21 protein-coding genes and 1 other RNA gene are annotated in these 21,116 nt (G+C 44.4%); 7 read left to right on the top strand and 15 right to left on the bottom strand.

What is annotated here, in order from left to right; genetic code table 11:
* Nucleotides 1-2: 2 nt before the first annotated feature.
* The 14 genes from galE to FFM70_RS05485 all read right to left on the bottom strand — a co-directional run bounded on the left by galE (nucleotide 3) and on the right by FFM70_RS05485 (nucleotide 10,059).
* A complete protein-coding gene (gene galE / locus FFM70_RS05420) occupies nucleotides 3-998 on the bottom strand; it encodes a UDP-glucose 4-epimerase GalE (RefSeq protein WP_137615832.1) in 996 nt (331 codons plus the stop codon).
* Nucleotides 999-1,113: 115 nt separating this feature from the next.
* Nucleotides 1,114-1,884 (bottom strand): acyl-[acyl-carrier-protein] thioesterase, encoded by a 771-nt coding sequence (locus FFM70_RS05425; protein WP_137615833.1) that lies wholly within the window; start codon nucleotides 1,882-1,884, stop codon nucleotides 1,114-1,116.
* Between the two features lie 17 nt (nucleotides 1,885-1,901).
* Nucleotides 1,902-2,780 carry a 16S rRNA (cytidine(1402)-2'-O)-methyltransferase gene (gene rsmI, locus FFM70_RS05430; RefSeq protein ID WP_137615834.1) on the bottom strand — a complete coding sequence of 293 codons (879 nt, stop codon included), beginning with the start codon at nucleotides 2,778-2,780 and terminating at the stop codon, nucleotides 1,902-1,904.
* 17 nt (nucleotides 2,781-2,797) lie between these two features.
* Nucleotides 2,798-3,145: a DNA replication initiation control protein YabA gene (locus FFM70_RS05435; RefSeq protein WP_137615835.1), complete on the bottom strand. Its 348-nt coding sequence runs from the start codon at nucleotides 3,143-3,145 to the stop codon at nucleotides 2,798-2,800.
* A gap of 25 nt (nucleotides 3,146-3,170) precedes the next feature.
* A complete protein-coding gene (holB, locus tag FFM70_RS05440) occupies nucleotides 3,171-4,190 on the bottom strand; it encodes a DNA polymerase III subunit delta' (RefSeq protein ID WP_137615836.1) in 1,020 nt (339 codons plus the stop codon).
* A gap of 19 nt (nucleotides 4,191-4,209) precedes the next feature.
* On the bottom strand, nucleotides 4,210-4,539 hold the full coding sequence (locus FFM70_RS05445; protein ID WP_137615837.1) for a cyclic-di-AMP receptor: 330 nt from the start codon (nucleotides 4,537-4,539) through the stop codon (nucleotides 4,210-4,212).
* On the bottom strand, nucleotides 4,536-5,201 hold the full coding sequence (tmk, locus tag FFM70_RS05450) for a dTMP kinase (RefSeq protein ID WP_137615919.1): 666 nt from the start codon (nucleotides 5,199-5,201) through the stop codon (nucleotides 4,536-4,538). Before tmk ends, FFM70_RS05445 begins: the two co-directional genes overlap by 4 nt.
* Nucleotides 5,202-5,442: 241 nt before the next feature.
* On the bottom strand, nucleotides 5,443-5,694 hold the full coding sequence (locus tag FFM70_RS05455) for a YaaL family protein (protein ID WP_137615838.1): 252 nt from the start codon (nucleotides 5,692-5,694) through the stop codon (nucleotides 5,443-5,445).
* A gap of 3 nt (nucleotides 5,695-5,697) precedes the next feature.
* On the bottom strand, nucleotides 5,698-6,297 hold the full coding sequence (gene recR, locus FFM70_RS05460) for a recombination mediator RecR (protein WP_137615839.1): 600 nt from the start codon (nucleotides 6,295-6,297) through the stop codon (nucleotides 5,698-5,700).
* A 23-nt stretch (nucleotides 6,298-6,320) separates the two neighbouring features.
* On the bottom strand, nucleotides 6,321-6,629 hold the full coding sequence (locus tag FFM70_RS05465; RefSeq protein WP_137615840.1) for a YbaB/EbfC family nucleoid-associated protein: 309 nt from the start codon (nucleotides 6,627-6,629) through the stop codon (nucleotides 6,321-6,323).
* A gap of 23 nt (nucleotides 6,630-6,652) precedes the next feature.
* Nucleotides 6,653-8,353 (bottom strand): DNA polymerase III subunit gamma/tau, encoded by a 1,701-nt coding sequence (dnaX, locus tag FFM70_RS05470; RefSeq protein WP_137615841.1) that lies wholly within the window; start codon nucleotides 8,351-8,353, stop codon nucleotides 6,653-6,655.
* Nucleotides 8,354-8,797: 444 nt separating this feature from the next.
* Nucleotides 8,798-8,895: signal recognition particle sRNA small type (gene ffs / locus FFM70_RS05475), an RNA gene on the bottom strand.
* A 47-nt stretch (nucleotides 8,896-8,942) separates the two neighbouring features.
* Complete coding sequence (tadA, locus tag FFM70_RS05480) at nucleotides 8,943-9,449, bottom strand: tRNA adenosine(34) deaminase TadA (RefSeq protein ID WP_137615842.1); 507 nt, start codon at nucleotides 9,447-9,449, stop codon at nucleotides 8,943-8,945.
* Nucleotide 9,450: 1 nt separating this feature from the next.
* Nucleotides 9,451-10,059 (bottom strand): class I SAM-dependent methyltransferase, encoded by a 609-nt coding sequence (locus FFM70_RS05485; protein ID WP_137615843.1) that lies wholly within the window; start codon nucleotides 10,057-10,059, stop codon nucleotides 9,451-9,453.
* Nucleotides 10,060-10,284: 225 nt separating this feature from the next.
* Here FFM70_RS05485 and FFM70_RS05490 point away from each other — a divergent pair, with 225 nt between their 5' ends.
* From FFM70_RS05490 to FFM70_RS05505, 4 genes are all read left to right on the top strand, one after another.
* Entirely contained in the window at nucleotides 10,285-10,515 is a 231-nt protein-coding gene (locus FFM70_RS05490; RefSeq protein ID WP_137615844.1) for a redoxin NrdH, read from the top strand.
* Nucleotides 10,516-10,655: 140 nt separating this feature from the next.
* A complete protein-coding gene (nrdE, locus tag FFM70_RS05495; protein ID WP_137615845.1) occupies nucleotides 10,656-12,821 on the top strand; it encodes a class 1b ribonucleoside-diphosphate reductase subunit alpha in 2,166 nt (721 codons plus the stop codon).
* A gap of 30 nt (nucleotides 12,822-12,851) precedes the next feature.
* On the top strand, nucleotides 12,852-13,862 hold the full coding sequence (gene nrdF / locus FFM70_RS05500) for a class 1b ribonucleoside-diphosphate reductase subunit beta (protein ID WP_137615846.1): 1,011 nt from the start codon (nucleotides 12,852-12,854) through the stop codon (nucleotides 13,860-13,862).
* A 145-nt stretch (nucleotides 13,863-14,007) separates the two neighbouring features.
* Nucleotides 14,008-14,583, top strand: coding sequence for an LOG family protein (locus FFM70_RS05505; RefSeq protein ID WP_137615847.1), 576 nt, complete (start codon nucleotides 14,008-14,010; stop codon nucleotides 14,581-14,583).
* 148 nt (nucleotides 14,584-14,731) lie between these two features.
* Here FFM70_RS05505 and mprF read toward each other — a convergent pair whose 3' ends face one another.
* Nucleotides 14,732-17,353 (bottom strand): bifunctional lysylphosphatidylglycerol flippase/synthetase MprF, encoded by a 2,622-nt coding sequence (mprF, locus tag FFM70_RS05510; protein WP_137615848.1) that lies wholly within the window; start codon nucleotides 17,351-17,353, stop codon nucleotides 14,732-14,734.
* 296 nt (nucleotides 17,354-17,649) lie between these two features.
* Between mprF and FFM70_RS05515 the strand changes: the two genes are divergently transcribed.
* From FFM70_RS05515 to FFM70_RS05525, 3 genes are all read left to right on the top strand, one after another.
* Nucleotides 17,650-18,267: a sunset domain-containing protein gene (locus FFM70_RS05515; protein WP_137615849.1), complete on the top strand. Its 618-nt coding sequence runs from the start codon at nucleotides 17,650-17,652 to the stop codon at nucleotides 18,265-18,267.
* Nucleotides 18,268-18,288: 21 nt separating this feature from the next.
* Entirely contained in the window at nucleotides 18,289-19,284 is a 996-nt protein-coding gene (locus FFM70_RS05520; protein ID WP_137615850.1) for a DNA/RNA non-specific endonuclease, read from the top strand.
* 109 nt (nucleotides 19,285-19,393) lie between these two features.
* On the top strand, nucleotides 19,394-21,082 hold the full coding sequence (locus FFM70_RS05525) for a hypothetical protein (protein WP_137615851.1): 1,689 nt from the start codon (nucleotides 19,394-19,396) through the stop codon (nucleotides 21,080-21,082).
* The last annotated feature ends 34 nt before the right edge of the window (nucleotides 21,083-21,116 follow it).

Genomic DNA, 21,116 nt, shown 5'->3' on the forward strand with positions numbered 1-21,116 from the left:
TTTTAATGACGATCATCGTAACCGTTTGGATGTTTTTGAGTCCAAGTCCAAGCTGTCTTAATGATTTCGTTAACATCATCATAATGTGGTTGCCAACCAAGGACTTCACGAGCCTTATCACTGGCCGCAACCAATGAATCAGGGTCACCAGGCCGCCGTGGGGCTAAAGTCGCAGGAATCGGCTTACCAGTAACTTCACGAGCAGCGGTTAACATCTGTTGGTTTGAGAATCCTGTTGATGAGCCAAGATTAAAGGCATTGCTGTCATGACCGGCAGCGAGGTATTTCAACGCCAAAATATGGGCATCTGCTAAATCAAGCACATGGACATAATCACGAACGTTAGTCCCATCTGGCGTGTTATAGTCATCACCAAAGATTTTCAATTCATCCCGCTTACCTTGTGCAACTTGTAAGATAATGGGCACTAAATGGGTTTCTGGGCCATGGTCTTCACCAATACTACCATCTGGCTTAGCCCCAGCAACGTTAAAGTAACGTAAGGCCACAAACTTGATGCCATAGGCGACATCTGCCCAGTGCATGATGTGTTCCATCATCAGCTTACTTGCCCCATAAGGGTTAATTGGTTCTTGTGGATCAGTTTCTTTAATTGGAATTTGTTTAGGCGTGCCATAAGTTGCAGCAGTTGATGAAAAGACAATTTTCTTAACATCATGCGCCTGCATGGCTTCTAACAACGTGATCATCCCACCAGTATTATTATCGAAATACTTCAATGGTTTTGCCATTGATTCTGGCACGATTGAAAAAGCGGCAAAGTGAACAACTGCCTCGATTGATTCTTGGTCAAAAACCTGGTTTAAAAAGTCAGCGTCCCGTAAATCGCCTTGATAAAATTTAGCTGCCGAATTAACTGCTGCTAAGTGCCCCGTCACCAAATTATCAACGACGACAACATCGCGACCAGTTTCAACTAAGCGGTCGACCATATGAGAACCGATATAGCCGGCTCCCCCCAAAACAAGAATTGACATGAATGAACCTCCCTTTGAATATGCTTTAATCATAGCATATTCCGTCCCTGACACGACTTAAAATTTAGTTAGTAAAAAAGCTGAGTGATTAAACTCAGCTACATTTACAATCATCCTAAATAGTTTCCCATTGAATTGTCACTTCGCAACACTTTTCATCACCTAAGCGAATGCGATGACTAGTCGTCACTAGTTGCGACTCATCGGTTGGTAAGATATTGACCTCAGCTATCACCGTATGACCGTATTTCACTTCATTTTCATAGCGAACGTCCACATGTTTTAAATCATGTGTCAGCAAAAATTCTGCTGGCAACGTATCTAGTAACCAGTCAAAATAATGGGCATTGTTGACATGCCGATTCGGGTCGATATCAAAGAATCGCACCTGATACGGTTTACTGATTGTTGTCGGCGTTGTTTCAAAACTAATCGGCCGTGGCAAGCGCGGAATCCGCTTAGTAGCTTCTGAAGCATAGGGTGCCACCAGTACTGGGTCAATTTTAACAATGCGGCGAGTTGTTTGACTCATCGTCACCCAAATACTGGTGATGTAGGCCAATTCATTTCCGGCACCATCACGAATCCAAAATTCACGAAAAGCAAAATAAGGATTATAGGCCGATCCACGGACTGCAATCGTCACGACTTCGTCTAGGTGCGGCATCCGGGTCACATTAATCGAATATTGTGTCACGACCCAGCCCACGCCATGTTGTTGCACAAAATCAGTTGTTAAGCCTAAGTCATCGCTTTGATCTTGAGAGCCTAAAATGGCAATATTAATCAACGTTGACAAGGTCGCTCGTCCAGTCCGGTCGCATTCATAATAAGTTAAGCGGTGTTCTTCAGTAAAAACCTTTGCTTGTGCACCTAAAGCTGCCATTAAACTAGTCCCATCCTCTACTTAATCTCGTGAAAATCATTATAAACCGCTTGGCGCTGTAATTGACGTCGTTTGGCGATTTCTTTAATTGCCGCATTGGGCTTGTTGCCGGCCGCAATCAAAGCCTCAACCTGTGCCTTAATCGGTAACTCAGCTAATTCATCTGAAGCTTCTGGTTCAGGATCGTTAGGATTACCCCCAATCAACAGCACAAACTCACCTTTTAATTGATGATCCTGTGACCAAGCAACCATTTCCGCGAGCGTCCCGCGGGCAAACTCTTCATAGCGTTTTGTCAATTCACGACAGGCCACAATTGGACGTGACGCTTCACAAACCTTAGCTAACGCCGTCAGCGTCTTAGCGACCCGAAATGGTGATTCATATAAAATAACTGTTTCACGGTGTTGCGCCAATTTGGCTAGCGCAGCTTGTTGTTCATGTTTCTTACGCGGTAAAAAGCCATAAAAATAAAACGGTTGTGGCACTAAACCAGAGGCAATTAAGGCGGTTAAGCCCGCATTGGCCCCTGGTAACGGTACAACGGGTAATTTAGCCGCAATACAAGCTGCAACTAATTCCGTCCCAGGATCACTGATTGACGGCATACCGGCATCACTGACTTGTGCCAAATTAACCCCGGCTTGGAGTTTCGCAATCAATTGTGGAATCCGCTCCTGGGTATTGTGTTCATGAAAACTAATCTGTTTGGTTTCAATTTCAAAATGATTGAGTAACTTTTGAGTATTGCGTGTATCTTCGGCCGCAATGAGATCGACGTCTTTTAAAGTCGCAACCGCTCGATAAGTCATATCTTGTAAATTACCGATTGGGGTCGGAACTAAATACAGCGTCCCAACGCCCGCATGATCGGCAAAGCTTTGCTGTGTCTCCAATGAACTATCCCCCTCGTTTAAGCTCGTTCACGGTCGCCATAAATCACTTCTAAACAAAAGACACATGATTCATCATCATCGCGTCGCTTGCCATAGAATTGGTTACAAACGTGGAAGCCTTCATCGTAAAGCTTCTCCAAATTTTGCCGTGATTTAGAAAGGGGAGCGGTGCCAGCCGGTTTTTTCGGCAATTCATTTTCAATTTCGACCATGTGCTCACGTAAGTGTTCATTTTCAATAACGAGTTCGGCATTCTTTTCGAGCACAGTCGTCATATCGGCTCTCAATTGAGCCATTTTTTGCAGCATCTGTTGCATTTCTTGTTCCATTTCACCGAAACTATCATATAAATCACGCTTATCCACACGCTCACCCTCAGCTTCCTATTAATTAAGCGTTTTTAAAGATCGGCCATAACTTTAACGTTAGCCCTTCCAAAACATTTTGAAAGCTAACATTACTAGCCAGTTGGCGTTTGGCGGTCAACGCTAATTCCGTCGCCTGCACTAACTGCTGATCCGTTAATTGGTCGGTCATTTTTTGTAATGATTTTTGATACTGACTAAAGCTCAACTCATCCGCAGCATCTACGTCAAAGTGTAATTGTAATAAATCTTGAAATAAGGCCGCAACTAAATCTAACAGCACTAATTGCTGCCGACTTTCTTTCGCCAAGCCAACTAAATTAGTTTGCACCTCGACAAAGCTACGAGGATCACCTTTGACCACTTGTTCAAACCAGCGCCACAATTGTTCGACCGCAGTCGGCAACCAATCATCTACTAACAATTCCTGAGCCTGACTGACACTATTTGTCAAATGCAAAAGCGTTTGCGCCTGTTGAGGTTTAATCCCAGCCGCTTCAAACGTCTTGCGCAATTCAGCGACGCCTAGTGGTGGAAATTCAATCACTTGAGTCCGTGAAATAATCGTCGGGAGCATCAATTGCTTATTCGTCGTTAATAAGAGCGCCGTCACATTGCCGCTGGGCTCTTCAATAAATTTAAGTAAACTGTTCGCGGCACTGGCCGTCATCTTTTCAGCATCAGAAATGATGAAAAGTTTGCGATTACCCTCTACCGCACTTTTAGAGAATTCAGCCTTCAAATAACGGACTTGGTCAACGTGAATACTTTGACCCGTCGGCGCAACCGTCACAATATCTGGATGCTGACCATTGGCAATGCGGACACACGCTTCGCAAGTCCCATCTGGTTCACCATCGACCACATTAATACAGAACAATCGCTGGGCGATCCAATGCGCCAGTTCTGTTTGACCAGCACCTTCCATGCCAGCAAATAAGTAAGCATGCGCTAAATGGTTTTGCGCAATAATATGTTTAAAGGCCGCTAACAAGTGCGGTTGTTTGGCAGTTAAAATCGTCGTTAATTCCGCCGCTGTTGCCATTCTAACCACCTCAACTCAACTAAAATTGATGAAACTGTTCAATTGGTAACACAAAGACCGTTGCACCACCAACTTGAACTTCGACTGGATAGGCTGAAGCGCCATCCATCGTCACATCTAAATTAACCGGTGGCGTCATAAATTGATCCCGCGCATGACTGGTACTTTTAATCATTTCCAAGACTTCATCCACGCGATCATCATCAATGCCAATCATGAAAGTGGTATTACCGGAACGTAGAAAGCCGCCCGTCGTGGATAATTTAGTGGCACGAACGTTGGCCTCAATGAATTGACTACTGAGCCGATTACTATCTTTATCTTGGACAATCGCAATAATTAATTTCATTCGTTTGACTTCCCCTCAGTTGCAAAATATTGTGGTAACTGGGTCGTCATGACCGCAATGGCCTGGGCGACAACTTGGTCCAGTGGTTGGCTGGCGTCTAAGCGTTTGATCCGTTCAGGATATGCCGCTAATAACCGTAAATAAGCTGCTTGAACCCGATGATGGAAACTTAACGCTTCCACGTCTAACCGATTGATTTCATTTTGACGATGGGTTTGGATCCGTTTTAGACCGACTTCGGCAGCCACATCAAAATACAAAGTGAGATCCGGATTTAAGCCTTCAGTCGCAAACTGGTTCATATCATAAACCGCCTGTTCACCGATTCCCCGGCCAGCACCCTGATACGCAATCGAGCTGTCGATATACCGATCACAAAGCACCAATTTACCTTGTGCCAAGGCTGGTTGAATCTTTTGGACAATATGTTGCCGACGTGCAGCTGCATACAACAAGGCTTCCGTCCGATCATCCATCGCCGTATTCTGACGATCTAAAATAATACGCCGAATCGCCTCGGAGATTTGATTACCACCCGGTTCACGTGTCACAACGAGCTGATCTCCCAATCGTGGCGCAATTTTTGCCACAATGGCATTCAAGGCGGACGTCTTTCCAGCGCCGTCAGGTCCTTCAAAGGTAATTAATTTTCCTGTCAAAATTCCCAATCCCATCTAAAATCCATAGTTGTCATAATTGTACTTGATTGTTGCAGACATGTCTAATACCCTCACCACAAGCGAAAGTGTTTACTAGTCTTATTTTACCGCATTCACTACTACCAATTGTGTTTTTTGATTAATTTCAACAGATTGGTAGCTGGAAACAAATTGCGACTATTGCCAAGTTTTCATTTAATCAAAAAATCTGCCGTCCAAATTGAGACGACAGATTCCAGCAAACTTATTTATCAATGACAGCGCGTTGAATTTGATTTCCATGAACTTGGCGCCGACGAGCCTCCCGATACAAGTACAAATACTTCGCCCGTGCCAAAGCAGTTTGGGTCACAAGTTCACTTGTATTGTTATCGTAAATGGCCTGCTCATTTTGTTTTGCACGGTCCCAATCAACTTTGGCCGAATTCAACAAAGTCAACAGTTGCTCGTCATAAGTTGCCTTGGGGTGCTTAATTTTTTGACGTCGCTTAAACATGACTTACATCTCCTGACGGCCTTCAACCGCCTTGAACAAGGTCATTTCATCCGCATACTGAATGTCACTACCAACCGATAACCCATGAGCTAGCCGTGTAACCTTGATGCCAGCTGGTTTGACCAACCGTGAAATATACATTGCGGTCGCTTCCCCTTCAGGCGTTGCATTCGTGGCAATGATGACTTCTTTGATGGCATCGTTTTGTTGCAGGCGTTTCAGTAGGCTCGCAATATTGATATCTTCGGGACCCTTCCCATCAACTGGCGATAAGACACCGTGTAACACATGATAGAGCCCACGATATTCTTTGATCTTTTCCATGGCCATGACATCTTTAGCTTCTTCAACGACCAATACTGTCCCTTGATCGCGTGACTTGTCTTTACAGATCACACAAGGATCATCTTCGGTGATATTGCCACAAATACTGCAGAAATGCAGATCACGTTTGGCCGCGACCAACGATTTCGCAAATTCGGTCACATCATCGCCGTCCATATCAATCGTATAAAAAGCCAACCGGGTCGCGGTTTTGCCACCGATTCCGGGTAATTTCATATAACTGTCAATCAATTTCGCAATTGGTTCTGGATATTGCATTTCACTACCTCACGACCGTTTAGTTACTTCAAACCTTTAGTATATTTACCCATCGTATCTTGTGTTTGGGCGTCCACTTGGGTGAGCGCGTCATTGACTGCTGCCACAATTAAATCTTGCAACATATCGACGTCGTCAGGATCAACAGCGGCTGGTTTAATGCTAATATCTTGCATCTTCTTGTCACCAGTGAAAGTCACCGTGACCATATCGTCCGGTGCCTTACCAGTAAACGTTTCTTCATTCAAGGCAGCTTGTTCCGTTGCCATTTGTTGTTGCATCTTTTTCATTTGTTTCATCATATTTTGCATATTGCCCATACCACGCATCATTTTATCATCAGTTCCCTTCAAATTTAATCTGGTTTAACTTCTACTAAGTTTCCAAACCGTTTTTCGGCTTCGTTCACAATCGGCGCCTTTTCAGGAGCCTTTTTGGCAACTGCGCCTTCCGGTTGGTGGGTGGCTAAATAGTCTTTACGAATTTGTGGCCACTGTTCTTTAGGCACACAGACGATCTTTGGCGCCTGCCCCATCAAACGGTCCAAGCCATTACCAAGCGCGTCCATCAAGACTTGATCATCGATTGCTTTCTGATATAGGAAAGCGTAATCGAAGGCGACCACGACCCCTTCGGCACTTGCAGCAACCGGCTTGGCAACATGCATCAATGCTCGTTGCGTCACACTCAAAATGTTCATTAAATCGGCCCAAACCTCGCGAACCTTTAACAAATCATCCTTAGTTGCGGCGCCCAAAATAGGATAGACCTGACTGACATTGACTTTTTTAACCGTTGGCCCGCTGTTCGGACGTGCTCGAGCTGGTTTTGGCGCCGTGCTAGCCCCGCCATTGGCTTTCATCGCAGTCAACTCACTTTGCAGTTGATCCACCTTAGTTGCCAATTTTTGAATAGTTGGATCAGCCGGATCGGTTGCCGCAGTGGGCTGTTTAGCTGCTTTAGCCGCGGTCGGTGCTTCTAATTGGGCCAACTTAACCGTCAAAACTTCCAAATAGACATCTGGATGAGTGGTGAAGCGCATCTGCTGCTGAACGTCGTTTAACGTTTTAATCATCTGATACAAGACTTCGGCATCAATCTGCTTGGCGAAATCAGCAAACCGTTGATCATCTTCGCCCATGGCAATGCTATCGACCATTTCTGGCGCTTGTTGATAGAGTAACACATCACGCGTGTAGCTAATCAAATCTTCGATGAAACGGTTCGCATCTTTACCTTCTTGTAAAATTTTCCGCATCGTTTCCAGTGCCGGCTTCGTCACGTGACTCGTGACTTCCTCGACGTAATCAGCTAATAGCTTTTTGGTCACACTACCAGTGACCATCAGTGCATCATCTAACGTCACGGTATTATCACCAAACGAGATGACCTGATCTAGAATACTCAAAGCATCGCGCATCCCACCTTCAGCCGCTTGCGCGATCACTCGAAGCGCCTTTTCATCATAGTCGACCTTTTTCTGGGTCAAAATATAAACCATCCGATCATAGCTATCTTTAGCCGTGATCCGTCGAAAGTCAAAGCGCTGTGTCCGAGAAATAATTGTTAACGGAATTTTATGTGGCTCGGTCGTCGCTAAAATAAAAATCACGTTAGCCGGTGGTTCTTCCAACGTTTTCAACAGGGCATTAAACGCCCCTGTCGATAACATATGAACTTCATCAATAATATAAATTTTATAATCAGCCTGTGTCGGGGCGTACTTCGCTTTATCCCGAATGTCGCGAATTTCTTCGACCCCATTATTTGAAGCCGCATCAATTTCAATGACATCGTTCATTTGGCCCTTGGTAATGGCCTGACAACTCTCACACTTATTGCAAGGCTCGCCATCGACTAAATGATGACAGTTGATCGCCTTGGCAAAGATTTTTGCGGCGGAAGTTTTCCCAGTTCCCCGCGGACCGGTAAATAAATACGCATGACTCGTTTGATGGGTCATGATGGCATTTTTCAAGGTCTGTGTAATCATCTGTTGTCCGACAATTTCATCAAAACGCTGGGGTCGCCAAACCCGATATAATGCCCGATACATGCGAATCTTCCTTTCTATATTACAACGTTATGTATGAACTTCATTTCCGCTTCGTTTGGCCGGGCTGACGCTGGAACGTGGTGGCACGTTTGAAAGCCACAATACGGTCTTTCAAGCCGTGCTTTTACTGAGCCGAGAAAATCAACTCGCCTAAGTAAAATTTCACCACTGAGCACCAGCCCGGCCAACCTACGCTAAATAACAACTTGTTTGTCAATAATCGTATTAATTTAGTTACTAAAGGTTGAAAGTGTCAAAACTGTCATGAAGCCAGTAATACTAGCTTTGCTTATGACTAAAACAGCCTCATACGGATTATCAACTCCGGCAGGCAGAATCAATTCTCGTACCACAACGCCACACTGGTTAGCCTAACCTATTTTTTAAGTTTCAACATTTATTTAAATAAAAAGCTCTCAACCGAATGGCTAAGAGCTGTTACATTTCATAAAAACAAAAGGCACAAGATGAAGCAAACTTAGTGCTGCTTCCTTCCGGACCTGACACGATTCGTAAATCCACCCTTGCCTTAAGGCCTTGCGGCAAATACTATAATACATGATTTATTGAAAGAATGCTAGCCATCCGCCTAATTTTTTTCGGCAGCGGCTCGTCGGGCTTTCTTCTCGGCCTTTTTACGCTTGCGGATATCGCGGAAGAAGTTTTCTAGCATTTCACCGGCTGGACGTGCCAGCAGCCGTTCATGGACTTCAACTTGATGGTTCAACCGATCATCACTCAACAATTGATACAGACTCCGCACGGCCCCAGCTTTGGGATCGCGGGCACCGTAATAGATGACTGGAATACGGGCATTAATAATGGCGCCACAGCACATGATGCATGGCTCAAGCGTCACATAAATTTGGCAATCTTCCAAGCGCCAACTATGCAAATACTCACACGCTTCTTGGATTGCAACAACTTCAGCATGTAACGTGGCATCTTGCCCATGCTCACGCAAATTATGCCCCCGACCAATGATTTCACCGTCATGCACGATCACGGCGCCAATTGGCACTTCACAGATCAAGCTCGCCATCTTCGCCTCATGTAACGCTTCCAGCATCCATTTTTCAGATTCAGTTGGTGTCAAACTATCCCTCCTTCACACTTTGCAAGATATAGTAGCCTTTATCCTTCTTAATAATCGTACAATTGCCAAAAGTCGCCGTCATTAACTTCTTCGCAGACGGCGCCCCTTGCTTCTTTTGTAGAACTACCGTCAAGGTTCCTCCCACTGTTAAATGGTCGTTGGCACCAGCCAACATTGCGTCAACCACTGCTTTACCTGCACGCACGGGTGGATTCGTTACAATGGCCGCATAGTCTGTCGTCGTAACTTGTTCGTAACAGTCGGAGGTGAAAATTTGAACATTGGTAATTTGATTTAAAGAGGTATTCTTACGCGCTAAATTCAACGCTAACTCATTAACATCCACCATATCGACTTGTCGTTCTGGTGATTGATACGCGAGTGCCATCCCAATTGGCCCATAGCCGGTCCCCAAATCTAAGATCGGACCAGCCGGCAAATCAGTCGGCTCAAACGCGGCTAATAAAGTTCGCGACCCATAATCTAAAGTTCGTTTGGAGAAAACCCCGTTGTCCGTCGTGAATTTAAAGTCGTGGTTAAAGATTTCAAAATTCCATTGCTTTTCGTCATGCACAACGTCTGGATTGTGTGTATAATAATAGTTGGTCATATTTATTTTTCCTCTGAATTTGTAGGTTAGTTCTATGATAACTGATTCGCGGAAATAACGACAATTAATTTAAAAAAATTTAGCAACGGTTAAAGGCCGTCACTAACACAACATCTTGTATTTTGAGTCTATATCGTCCACAAGATGTTGTGTTTTTTAATTGTATTTTCCACATCTTGCTGTATACTAAATTTATCGATTAAAACGAATTAAGGGTGATTAACTATGAAAAAAGTAACAGTATTTACCAAGAATAATTGTATGCAATGCAAGATGACTAAGAAGTTTTTGACCGCACATAATATTGCGTTTGAAGAAAAGAATATCAATACGAATCCTGAATATGTTGACTACTTAAAGGATCAAGGTTTCCAAGCGGTTCCCGTTGTCGAAATCAATGGCGAAAGCAGTATTGCCGGCTTCCGTCCCGATGCTTTAAAGCAGCTTGCTGTATAGGACCACTGCGCTTTTTTGCGTGGTTACATAGTTGCGATTCAAGATTTATTTTATAAGCGACCCACAATCAATAGGCCTCTACTGATTGTGGGTCGTCCATTTTATCACAACTTTCAAATCGGATAGAAAGAGGAGTTCTCATGACCCTAAAAAACTTAAAAGACGTCACGTATTACGATCTGAACAACGAAATCAACATTCCCGTTGACAACCAAATTCCGTTGAACAAAGACAAGGAAGCCTTAGCCGCATTCCTAGATCAAAACGTCCGCCCCAACACAAAACCATTTGCTAGTTTAAAGGCCCGTTTTGATTATTTGCTGGACCACGATTACCTTGAAGAAGGCTTCGTCGAAAAATACGACTTTAGCTTTATCGAAAAAGTTTATGACTATCTCAAGTCACAAAACTTCCAGTTTAAGACTTTTATGGCGGCCTACAAGTTTTACGCCCAATACGCCTTAAAAACCGATGACGGCGACTACTACCTTGAAAACTATATCGACCGCGTGGCGATGAACGCCCTCTACTTTGCCGATGGTGATGAAAAACTCGCGATGTCCTTAGCGGATGAAATTATCCACCAACGTTATCAACCAGCCACACCTAGTTTCTTAAATGCTGGGCGCGCCCGGCGTGGTGAATTAATTTCTTGTTTCTTGATTCAATCGACCGATGATATGAATTCAATTGGCCGGACGATCAACTCCGCATTACAACTTTCACGAATCGGCGGCGGGGTCGGCATCAACCTTAGCAACTTACGGGGGGCCGGTGATCCAATCAAACATATCGATGGTGCGGCCAGTGGCGTTGTTCCAGTCATGAAATTATTGGAAGATAGTTTTTCTTACTCTAACCAATTAGGCCAACGTCAAGGGGCCGGCGTCGTTTACTTAAGCGTCTTCCATCCCGACATCATCGCCTTCTTATCCGCTAAAAAGGAAAATGCCGACGAAAAGATTCGTTTAAAGACGTTATCCCTCGGGGTCACGGTTCCTGACAAGTTTTATGAACTCATCAAGGAAGATGCCGATATGTACTTGTTCAGCCCTTACGGTGTGGAACGTGAATACGGCGAACCATTCTCATATGTCGACATCACTAAAGAATATGACAACATGGTCAAGAATCCAAATATCAAAAAAACCAAGATCAAAGCGCGTGATTTGGAAAACGAAATCAGTAAATTACAACAAGAGTCTGGCTACCCATATGTCGTCAACATTGATACGGCTAATCGTGCCAACCCAATTGACGGCAAAATCGTCATGAGTAACTTGTGTTCAGAAGTCATGCAGGTCCAAACGCCTTCACTCATCAACGACCAACAAGAATACGAAAAGATGGGGACCGATATTAGCTGTAACCTTGGTTCAACAAATATCGTTAACTTGATGCAATCCCCTGACTTTGGTCACTCAGTTGAAGCCATGGTCCGGGCCTTAACATTTGTTACCGATAATTCAAACGTAGACGTGGTGCCGTCAATTCAAAAAGGCAACCATCAAGCACATACGATTGGTTTAGGGGCCATGGGCTTACACGCTTTCTTTGCCAAGAACCAAATGGAATATGGCTGTAAAGAAGCCGTTGATTTCACCAATATCTACTTTTTACTTTTGAACTACTGGACCCTAAAAGCGTCGAATGAAATCGCTCGTGAACGCCAAACGACCTTCGTCAACTTTGAAAAGTCCAAATATGCGGACGGCTCTTACTTCGACAAGTATACAGAACAAGACTGGCAACCAAAATTCGCCAAGACCCAAGCACTCTTCAAAGGGATCTTTATCCCAAGTAAAGCCGACTGGGCAGCCTTGAAAGCCGCTGTGATGCGTGACGGCTTGTATCACCAAAACCGGATGGCAGTCGCACCCAATGGCTCCATTTCATATATCAATGATACGACTGCCAGCTTACACCCAATCATCAACCGGGTCGAAGAACGACAAGAAAAGAAAATTGGTAAGATCTATTATCCCGCTCCTTACCTATCTAATGATACAATAAACTATTATAAGTCGGCTTATGATACCGATATGCGTAAAGTCATCGACGTTTACGCGGCGGCTCAACAACATGTGGATCAAGGGATGAGTTTGACACTCTTCATGCGTTCTACCATTCCCGCTGGCTTATATGAATGGAAAGACGGCCGTACCAACAAAATGACGACCCGTGACTTAAACATCCTCCGGAACTATGCTTACCGGAAAGGGATTAAGTCCATCTACTACATTCGGACCTTTACGGATGATGACGGTGAAGTTGGCGTCAATGAATGTGAAAGCTGCGTAATTTAGAACTTTAGATCGCTAGGAGGACAACTGGCTATGGCAACAGACTTGGCTTATTACCAAAAACTGCTCAGTAATGGCAACTATAAGGCTATTAACTGGGACCGCGTTTCAGATGCAATCGATAAAAGTACTTGGGAAAAACTGACCGAACAATTCTGGTTAGATACTCGGATTCCCGTTTCTAATGATATGTCGGACTGGCGGAATTTAGACGATGATCACCGTTGGGTCGTGGGACACGTCTTTGGGGGGTTAACCTTACTTGATACCCTTCAATCACAAGATGGGCTTCAATCTTTACGGCGGCATGTCGTCACTTCCCACGAAACGGCTGTTTTAAATAACATCCAATTCATGGAATCCGTTCATGCCAAGAGTTATTCAACGATTTTCGAAACGTTGAATACCCCTGATGAAATCAATGAAATCTTCGACTGGAGCGACAGTGAAGAATATTTGCAGAACAAAGCTAAATGGATCTACAAATTATATGATAATTTGGATGAAGATCCTTTGAAACAAAAAGTGGCCAACGTTTTCTTGGAAACTTTCTTGTTCTACTCTGGCTTCTACACCCCACTCTTTTACTTGGGACATAACCAATTACCAAACGTCGCTGAAATCATCAAATTGATTCTCCGTGACGAAAGTGTGCATGGCACATATATTGGTTATAAATTCCAATTAGGTTTCAAGAACCGTTCTGAAAAACAGCAAGCTGAATTCAAAGACTGGATGTTCGATTTCTTATACAAGCTATATGAAAACGAAGAAAATTACGTCCACTTGGTCTATGATCAAGTTGGCTGGTCTGACGAAGTCTTAACCTTTAGCCGTTACAATGCAAACAAGGCCTTGATGAACTTAGGTCAAGATGCCCTCTTCCCTGACACGGCTGAAGATGTGAACCCGGTTGTCATGAACGGGATCTCAACTGGAACCTCAAACCATGACTTCTTCTCACAAGTTGGGAATGGTTATCGTTTAGGTCAAGTTGAGGCCATGCAGGATACTGATTACGACATTGGTGAACCTGACGATTAATTAAGACTATGATTAGCGACCGGCTCAGTGATGAACCGGTCGCTTTTTGTCTCGTTTTAGTTTTGAATTAAACTAGCTCCAGCAGAGTCTTCCTATGACAAAATCAATAGTCCTAAATTTTATCGACCAAGAAAGGTGATTTTAAATGGCAATTCATAATATTTGTGTTTTTTGTGGGGCTAACTCAGGCCTGAACCCCAACTTTGCAACGAAAACTGCGGAATTGGGCGCCTATTTAGCTGAAAACGACTATCAACTCATCTACGGTGGCGGCAACCGGGGCTTGATGGGTGATGTCGCCAAGGCTACTTTGGCAGCAGATGGGCGCGTTATTGGCATCATCCCACGTTTTCTTGTTGACCGTGGCCTAGCCTTAAAATCCGTCACAACATTTGTCGAAACAACGACCATGAGTGACCGCAAGGAAAAAATGCTACACCTTGCGGATGCCTTTATCGTCTTACCTGGTGGCTTCGGAACCTTTGAAGAATTTATGCAGATGCTTTCTTGGAGTCAGATGGATATTCATCAAAAACCAATTGCGTTATACAACATCGATGGCTTCTATGATCCAATGGTCGCAATGATGAAAATGGCGACTAAAGAAGGTTTCGCACCGGTCGAAAATCTTGATCTCTTTATCGATGGGCACGACCTCCCAGAAATCTTTACTGGCTTCGAAAATTATCAGCACATCTTACCACCTAAATACACGAATTAAACGGCACTAAAAGGTCATCAGGATATAATTGAAAACAGGATTCGGAAATGATTAGCTCATTTCCGAATCCTGTTTTTTGCCAGTCCTATTTTTATTGCCGAAACGTGTGCCAAGCGGCAACTTGCTCCGCTTGCCACACTCTAAATTTTTAATCGCGATGATTTACATTTTGCAGCCATTTTGGAATCAGAATACTGCGATGTTCACCGTGCTTCTTCGTGCGGGTATTTACGACTTGCAACAACTGTAAGATCGTGAAGATCAGCGAATTTCGTTTCCGATAGGCAATATACTTTGGTGCCCAGTCCGTGACATACTTTTCTTTATACGACCGTAACCCTTGAAAACCGTACAACTGATAACCATATTCATAAATCAAATGCGCAATTTTTTCTTGAATAAAGCTGTACCGTGAAACACCGACACCAGCCAAGGGGGCCATCCCCATATTAAAGGCCGTGTAGCCTTGCTCCCGCGCATCTTCAAACAAGTGGACAAAGACCGTATCCATAATGCCAGATGGTGCATCCGTACTCGACCGCATCAAGTCGATCGACGCCACCTGATCATTACCTTGTGGCATCAAGTTCGCAAATGCGACAATTTGATGTTCCGGACTATAAACGACCGCAACCGGGGCTTGATTCAGATAGACCTCATCAAAGAACCCTAACGAAAAGCCCTTTTCCGTCTCACCATGCAACCAACTGTCTGAAACGGCACGTAACTCACCCAGCACATCGGCTGAGAATGGGGGCTGTAAGACTTCAAACGTATAGTTGTCACGCGTGAACTTGTTCATCAAGGCTCGCTCACCACGCAGGCGTTTCCCAGCAAGACTGAAGTTAGCTAAGTTAACGTGTCCTTCTTCACCGGTTTTGATGAAATCAAAGCCCATCTCATGTAACCGCATCGTCAGCGTTTCATTGATCTCATAAAAGACTAACGAACACCCATCGCTGTCAGCATCGTCCATCAGCTGTTCTAAGGCCGGCTGCAAGTAATCTTGGTTACCAAACGGCTCACCCATTACAATCAGCTTATCGGCCTTCTGTTGGTATAGAAAGGCTAATTGATCGACGCCGTCCACTTGATAATAATAAACAAATTTATCATTTAAGAAGGCTAAGTGTGAAATTTCATTACCACCAAACCTTTTAATCAACGTTTTAATCCGTGGGGCATCCAATTTTAACCGTAAGCGATCATTATGTCCACGGGCCAGATAACCATACATCGCAATCAGGATCAACGCCGCTAAAACTAACCCAATGACCCCAAACAACCACAGCTTTTGCGACGGGAAGAACAGGGCTTCCGGTACCGCATGTCGATGATGAATCTGTGGCGCATTGTACACCCCAACAATCGTGTAAAGCACAAAAGTCACCACGTACACACAAGCGACCCACAGCGTTTGCCCCCACGAGAAGGCCAACCGTTCACGATAGTAGGCGTGCCGCGACATCGCAACAAATGCGAGGATGATCACTAAGAAAATAATGAATTTCATCGAGATGGCATCATAAACGACCAACCAACGAATCGTATTTAAAATTGCCACTAATAAAATAATCACGGTCGGCCAAAAAGCTTTCTTGACCCGACCAGCCGTCCCTAATGCCGCCCCAATCAATAAGAAGGCCATGATAATACTGCTGGCCTGATTAATGAAAAAGAACGTAAACGGATAGACTTGCAAAAAGAGCTTGTTATTATAAGCAAAATTAGGCACCGTCGACATTAGTAGCATGGTAAAGCCTGATAAATATAAGAATAACGTCAACACGATTTGTGCAAACCGCTGTAACGCCACTTTTGGCAAGCCTTCCAAGCGCACATTTAAGCGGTGACCAGTGTCATGCACAAATAACGTTAAGCCAATCGCAAACGGAATAATATAGTAAAACAACCGATAGAACAGTAGCCAGGCGACCGCATCCGGCCGTGAGACTCCAACGGCCCCTAAACCAAAGATCATGAACACATCGAATGACCCGATACCCCCAGGAACCATGGAAACTTCCCCAACTACGGAGGCAATTACAAACAGCGGGACGACAGCTGCAAAGTCAATTGGCAGACCCATAAAATTCCCAATCAATAAGAAGAAAAGCACGCAGCCCGTCCATTCACCAAAGGACCCACTTAATAAGCGCACCACATTGTTGAGCGTTAAGCCGTCAAAAAATTCAGAATCATTTAAGCGCGTAAAAATGAAGATTGCTGGGAAATACAGTGCACCACCAACTAACCAGATCCAGTAGCTGTCATAGACGCCGCCAATGCGGAAACCGTAGACTAAGACTAGTGAAATCATGCAGTATAGTGACAGTCCAGAAACGAGAAATAGCGCAATTTTGGAAATTGCAAAGACAATTTGTTTTTTAGTTGCTTCTTTATTATAGAAATTAGCACGCAATGACGCCCCGAGGACGCCGCCGAAACCACCAATATTCGTAAACGTATTCGTGATCCAGCCAGCCTTTAAGATATAAGCCGTGGAATAATGATTTGGTAGGAATTTAGTAATCATCACATCATAGGTCAGCATCGGCGTGACTGCCACGATCCCAATAATGACCATACTCAATAAATGCCACCAAGATTGCGAGGCTAACGCCGTGGCGAGTTCCGCACCGCTGACCTCTTTGGCAATTTTGCCGACTTCGGTAATGACGAATAAGAGCACTGAAAAAATAAAGAGTGCTTTGATCAGTCCCATTCGTTTATTCAGGATGGCCCCCATTTTTTGTAACGTTGCTTTCAAGAATCATTCCCCCAGTAATCTAGTTGTTCCCATTATCGCAAGCTTCAGTCATTTATACAACCACTCACGGTCTCGGCTTAAGTGACTTAATTATCATTCACGACGACGGTGCTCGAAAAATTAACCGCTACACTTAGTTTAACCGACAATTACCACCGATTGATAATTCTAATCGAGCATATCATTAAAAACTAATTTCCATCACAGCATTTATTTAAAAAATGGTTAAAATCGGTCTTTACCAATCAGTTTCCCTGCTTGTATAATTAAGAGATAATATCTTTGGAGGGAAAAACATGCAGTTCAAAAAAGCCACGTTGTTAGCCGTCCTTGGGCTAACATTACTCAGTGGTTGTGGTCAATCAAGCACAACCGCACCAAAAACCGTCGTCAAACACAATATCAGTTATGTTGACAAACAGACACAATCAGACAAAGACGCTTGGGCCGCTGCTAAAGCAGAAAGTCGAGCCAACGCGGAATCCGCTAAAAAGTTGCACGACCAATCATCGACTTTAGCCAAAGCCGCGAACGAAGCCAGTTCCCAATCTAGCGAATTGACAAGCAGCCGTGAATCGTCTCAAGCGGCTGCCAGCTCGCAAGCTGCTTCGGCATCTAAAGCAGCGGCTTCACAAACCGTGGCCGCTAGCAAGGCAGCCTCAAGTTCAGCCAAAGCAGCTGAAGACGCTGCTTCAACCCAGACTAGTTCCGCCAACAGTACGAGCACTAATCGCGCTAATAATTTCTCAGGCGATACGGATACGGCGCAGACTGGCCGCATCGTTGGGAATAGCCGGTCCAAAATTTATCACGTGGAAACTGGTCACAACTACCACATGGCCGGAAAAAATGCGGTCTATTTTCAAACAGAAGCTGCGGCACAAGCTGCCGGTTACCGAAAGTCCATGCGCTAATCAATTTGGAGGAATTTCAACATGTCAATTTTTTTCGGAATAATATTGCTTATTGCTGCCGGTTACTGGGGCTGGCATTTAACCAAAGGAAAACACTATCATCGTCAACAATGGCTACGTCACAGCTGGCCAATTTTCATCTTATTACTAATCAGCATTGGCCTATTTAGCCTGCCCAGCTCAACCAACGCCACTCCAAAAACTGTGACCAAACAGGAAACGGTCAAAAAGACCCGGTTAATCACCGTTGATAATGACAGCAAGTTACAAGCACTACAAAAAGCGAATGCCAGCTCGGCTAGCAGTTTAAAAGCTGAAGTTTCGGCCTTAGCTAAAGAAAAAGCCACCGTTAATGCTGCTAAAGCGAAAAATAAACAAGCTGGTGGGACCAAAACCACGGCGGCTACAACCGTTGCGACCGGGACCAACCCGAATACCACACAACTTGCCGCTAAAACTTATGACGGGACACAAACGATTACGGTCAACGATAATCATCCCGCCTTTAGCGCCGCTGAGCTGAGCACTGCTCAAGGCGCTTGGCAACGTTACGGTAACTTAGATCATTTAAACCGCGTCACCGCCGCGAATGCGCTGTTAAATGTTTCGTTGATGCCAAAAGCAAAACGCGAGCCACTCAATGTGAACCCAACTGGCTGGCACAACAAAAAAGTTGCTAGCGGTTGGCTTTACAACCGTAGTCACTTAATCGGCTACCAGCTCACCGGTCAAAACAACAATTTTAAGAATCTCATGACTGGGACTCGTTCCTTGAATGCCCCAGAAATGGTCACTTATGAAAACCAAGTCACAGATTATCTGAAGGCTGACCCCAAACACTACGTTCGTTATCAGGTTACGCCAATTTTTAAAGGCAACGAGCTGTTGGCCCGCGGGGTTCAGATGCGCGGCCAATCGATTGGCAGTGATGCTGTTAGCTTCAACATTTATATTTTTAATGTTCAAAGCGGCATGACACTTAACTACAATGATGGGACGAGTCGTGTGGCCAAATAACTGCTTCATTTAACAAAAAAAATCAGGCCTGACCATAGTGTTGCTTATCACCTATGGTCAGGCCTTTATTGACGATTTGATCGTCACGATCACTTTGGGGGAATTGTTTATGCGTCACAAAAATCTAGTAATTAATTTTAGGGATAACGGTCTATTTCTACTGATTGTTCTACTCATGTTGTATCCACTCTGGCAACCACATCAATTAGTTGTCCTTAGCGACTGGTCTTTTCACGCCGCGCGAGTGGAAGAAATTTTACATAATCTGACAACTGGTCATTGGCTGACATCAATTGCAACTCGGACCTTTCAAGGCACTGGGGTTGGCTCGTTTCTATTTTATCCCACGCCGCTATTGTACTTGTGGGCGGGCCTGCGACTAATCAGTTCACCATTGACTGCCTTTTTTATCTGGTTAGGCGTCCTAATCTGGCTAGGATTAATGCTTAGTTTCTACTGCTGCTACCATCTGACTCATCGTCGTCGTCAAGCCTTAATTTTCACCTTAGCCTATAACTTATTGCCTTATCGCTTGATGCTCGGTCTAAATGTTTTCACGTTGGCCGAATTTGTCGCGACACTCTTTTTACCGCTAGTCTTTCTAGGCTTTTACCAGTTATTGAACGGCCGGTACGCCGATTGGCCATTACTTGCAATTGGCATGACCCTGATTGGTTACACCCATCTATTGACAGCAATTTTAACTGTTGAAATCATGATTGCCGGCTTAATTATTTATTGCCTTTATGCCCGTCATTTTAGTCGGCAACAATGCTGGGCGTTCTTTAAAAGCATACTATTATGCAATTGTTTAACCTTACCAATTATCGTGCCATTCTTAACTGACTTTATCGGGCAATCGATTTCAACCGTTGCACAAGGTATCGCCTTTCTATTGCCATTTAACGACGTTGTCCTAAACTCAATCGGTAATCAACTGGCCCCTGACGTCGGTCTACTACTGTTATTACCAATCATCTGCTTTTCAAGACTTAACAGCCATGGCCACGGCTACCAACTGGCCGTCGTCATTGGTGTCTTATTGATGCTCCTAGCCACCGGTATTTTCCCGTGGCCACTACTGAGTCATACTAGTCTCGCCGTCGTCCAAATGCCCTATCGCTACCTGAGTTATGCTGGGCTATTTTTAGCCGTCGCTTTCTCAAAGCTAGGTGACAATGTCCTAACTACTTCACTATTCAAAGGAAGGTCAGCCCTTAGTTTAAGCCTCATTCTAGTCACTTTTGGCGGCCTATACTTCGGTGAAATGGCGACAACGATCAATCGTAATCGGACCGGTAACCATTTGACAGCGTTAGCCGCCCCACACCATACCGGTGACGCCTTACCTGAAGCCTTTTTACTCAATAACCAAAATTACCACACACAATTCGCTTACCGGGTAAAATGGGGCGAGACCGATTATTTTCCGCAAAAAAGTTTAACTCACGCGGAATCAATCATTCGTAATCAGGCTTATCTGGCACAGCACCCGGTCAAATTGCCAAAGACCGCCGCTGCAAACAAAGTAAGTTATACCGTTAAAGTCAGCCAGCACAGTCAGTTGGACTTGCCGATTGTTCGTTATCGTCACACCACGTTAACCGTGGATGGTCACAAACGTTCGATTCAAACGAGTTCTCGTGGAACAGTTCAAACGTCACTCACAGCTGGTATACACAGAATAAGTGTGAGCTATCAACCGTCAATTTGGCTCATCGTTAGCTACTTTATCGCTGGTACCACTTGGCTGGGGCTCGTCTTGTCTTATGCTTGGCACAGAAAATTACCCCATTAATCTAAAAAACATAAAGGCGCCATTTCGACGAGCT

The sequence above is a fragment of the Lactiplantibacillus nangangensis genome (assembly GCF_005405065.1).
Taxonomy (GTDB): Bacteria; Bacillota; Bacilli; order Lactobacillales; family Lactobacillaceae; genus Lactiplantibacillus; species Lactiplantibacillus nangangensis.

Excerpts from the sequence above, each read along its gene's own strand:
- nrdE (WP_137615845.1), top strand. The coding sequence starts at position 10,656 with ATGACCCTAAAAAACTTAAAAGACGTCACGTATTACGATCTGAACAAC.
- FFM70_RS05455 (WP_137615838.1), bottom strand. The coding sequence starts at position 5,694 with ATGTTTAAGCGACGTCAAAAAATTAAGCACCCCAAGGCAACTTATGAC.
- FFM70_RS05465 (WP_137615840.1), bottom strand. The coding sequence starts at position 6,629 with ATGATGCGTGGTATGGGCAATATGCAAAATATGATGAAACAAATGAAA.
- recR (WP_137615839.1), bottom strand. The coding sequence starts at position 6,297 with ATGCAATATCCAGAACCAATTGCGAAATTGATTGACAGTTATATGAAA.
- FFM70_RS05445 (WP_137615837.1), bottom strand. The coding sequence starts at position 4,539 with ATGAAATTAATTATTGCGATTGTCCAAGATAAAGATAGTAATCGGCTC.
- FFM70_RS05485 (WP_137615843.1), bottom strand. The coding sequence starts at position 10,059 with ATGACCAACTATTATTATACACACAATCCAGACGTTGTGCATGACGAA.
- FFM70_RS05490 (WP_137615844.1), top strand. The coding sequence starts at position 10,285 with ATGAAAAAAGTAACAGTATTTACCAAGAATAATTGTATGCAATGCAAG.
- nrdF (WP_137615846.1), top strand. The coding sequence starts at position 12,852 with ATGGCAACAGACTTGGCTTATTACCAAAAACTGCTCAGTAATGGCAAC.
- galE (WP_137615832.1), bottom strand. The coding sequence starts at position 998 with ATGTCAATTCTTGTTTTGGGGGGAGCCGGCTATATCGGTTCTCATATG.
- FFM70_RS05425 (WP_137615833.1), bottom strand. The coding sequence starts at position 1,884 with ATGGCAGCTTTAGGTGCACAAGCAAAGGTTTTTACTGAAGAACACCGC.
- FFM70_RS05515 (WP_137615849.1), top strand. The coding sequence starts at position 17,650 with ATGCAGTTCAAAAAAGCCACGTTGTTAGCCGTCCTTGGGCTAACATTA.
- FFM70_RS05520 (WP_137615850.1), top strand. The coding sequence starts at position 18,289 with ATGTCAATTTTTTTCGGAATAATATTGCTTATTGCTGCCGGTTACTGG.
- holB (WP_137615836.1), bottom strand. The coding sequence starts at position 4,190 with ATGGCAACAGCGGCGGAATTAACGACGATTTTAACTGCCAAACAACCG.
- FFM70_RS05505 (WP_137615847.1), top strand. The coding sequence starts at position 14,008 with ATGGCAATTCATAATATTTGTGTTTTTTGTGGGGCTAACTCAGGCCTG.
- FFM70_RS05525 (WP_137615851.1), top strand. The coding sequence starts at position 19,394 with ATGCGTCACAAAAATCTAGTAATTAATTTTAGGGATAACGGTCTATTT.
- dnaX (WP_137615841.1), bottom strand. The coding sequence starts at position 8,353 with ATGTATCGGGCATTATATCGGGTTTGGCGACCCCAGCGTTTTGATGAA.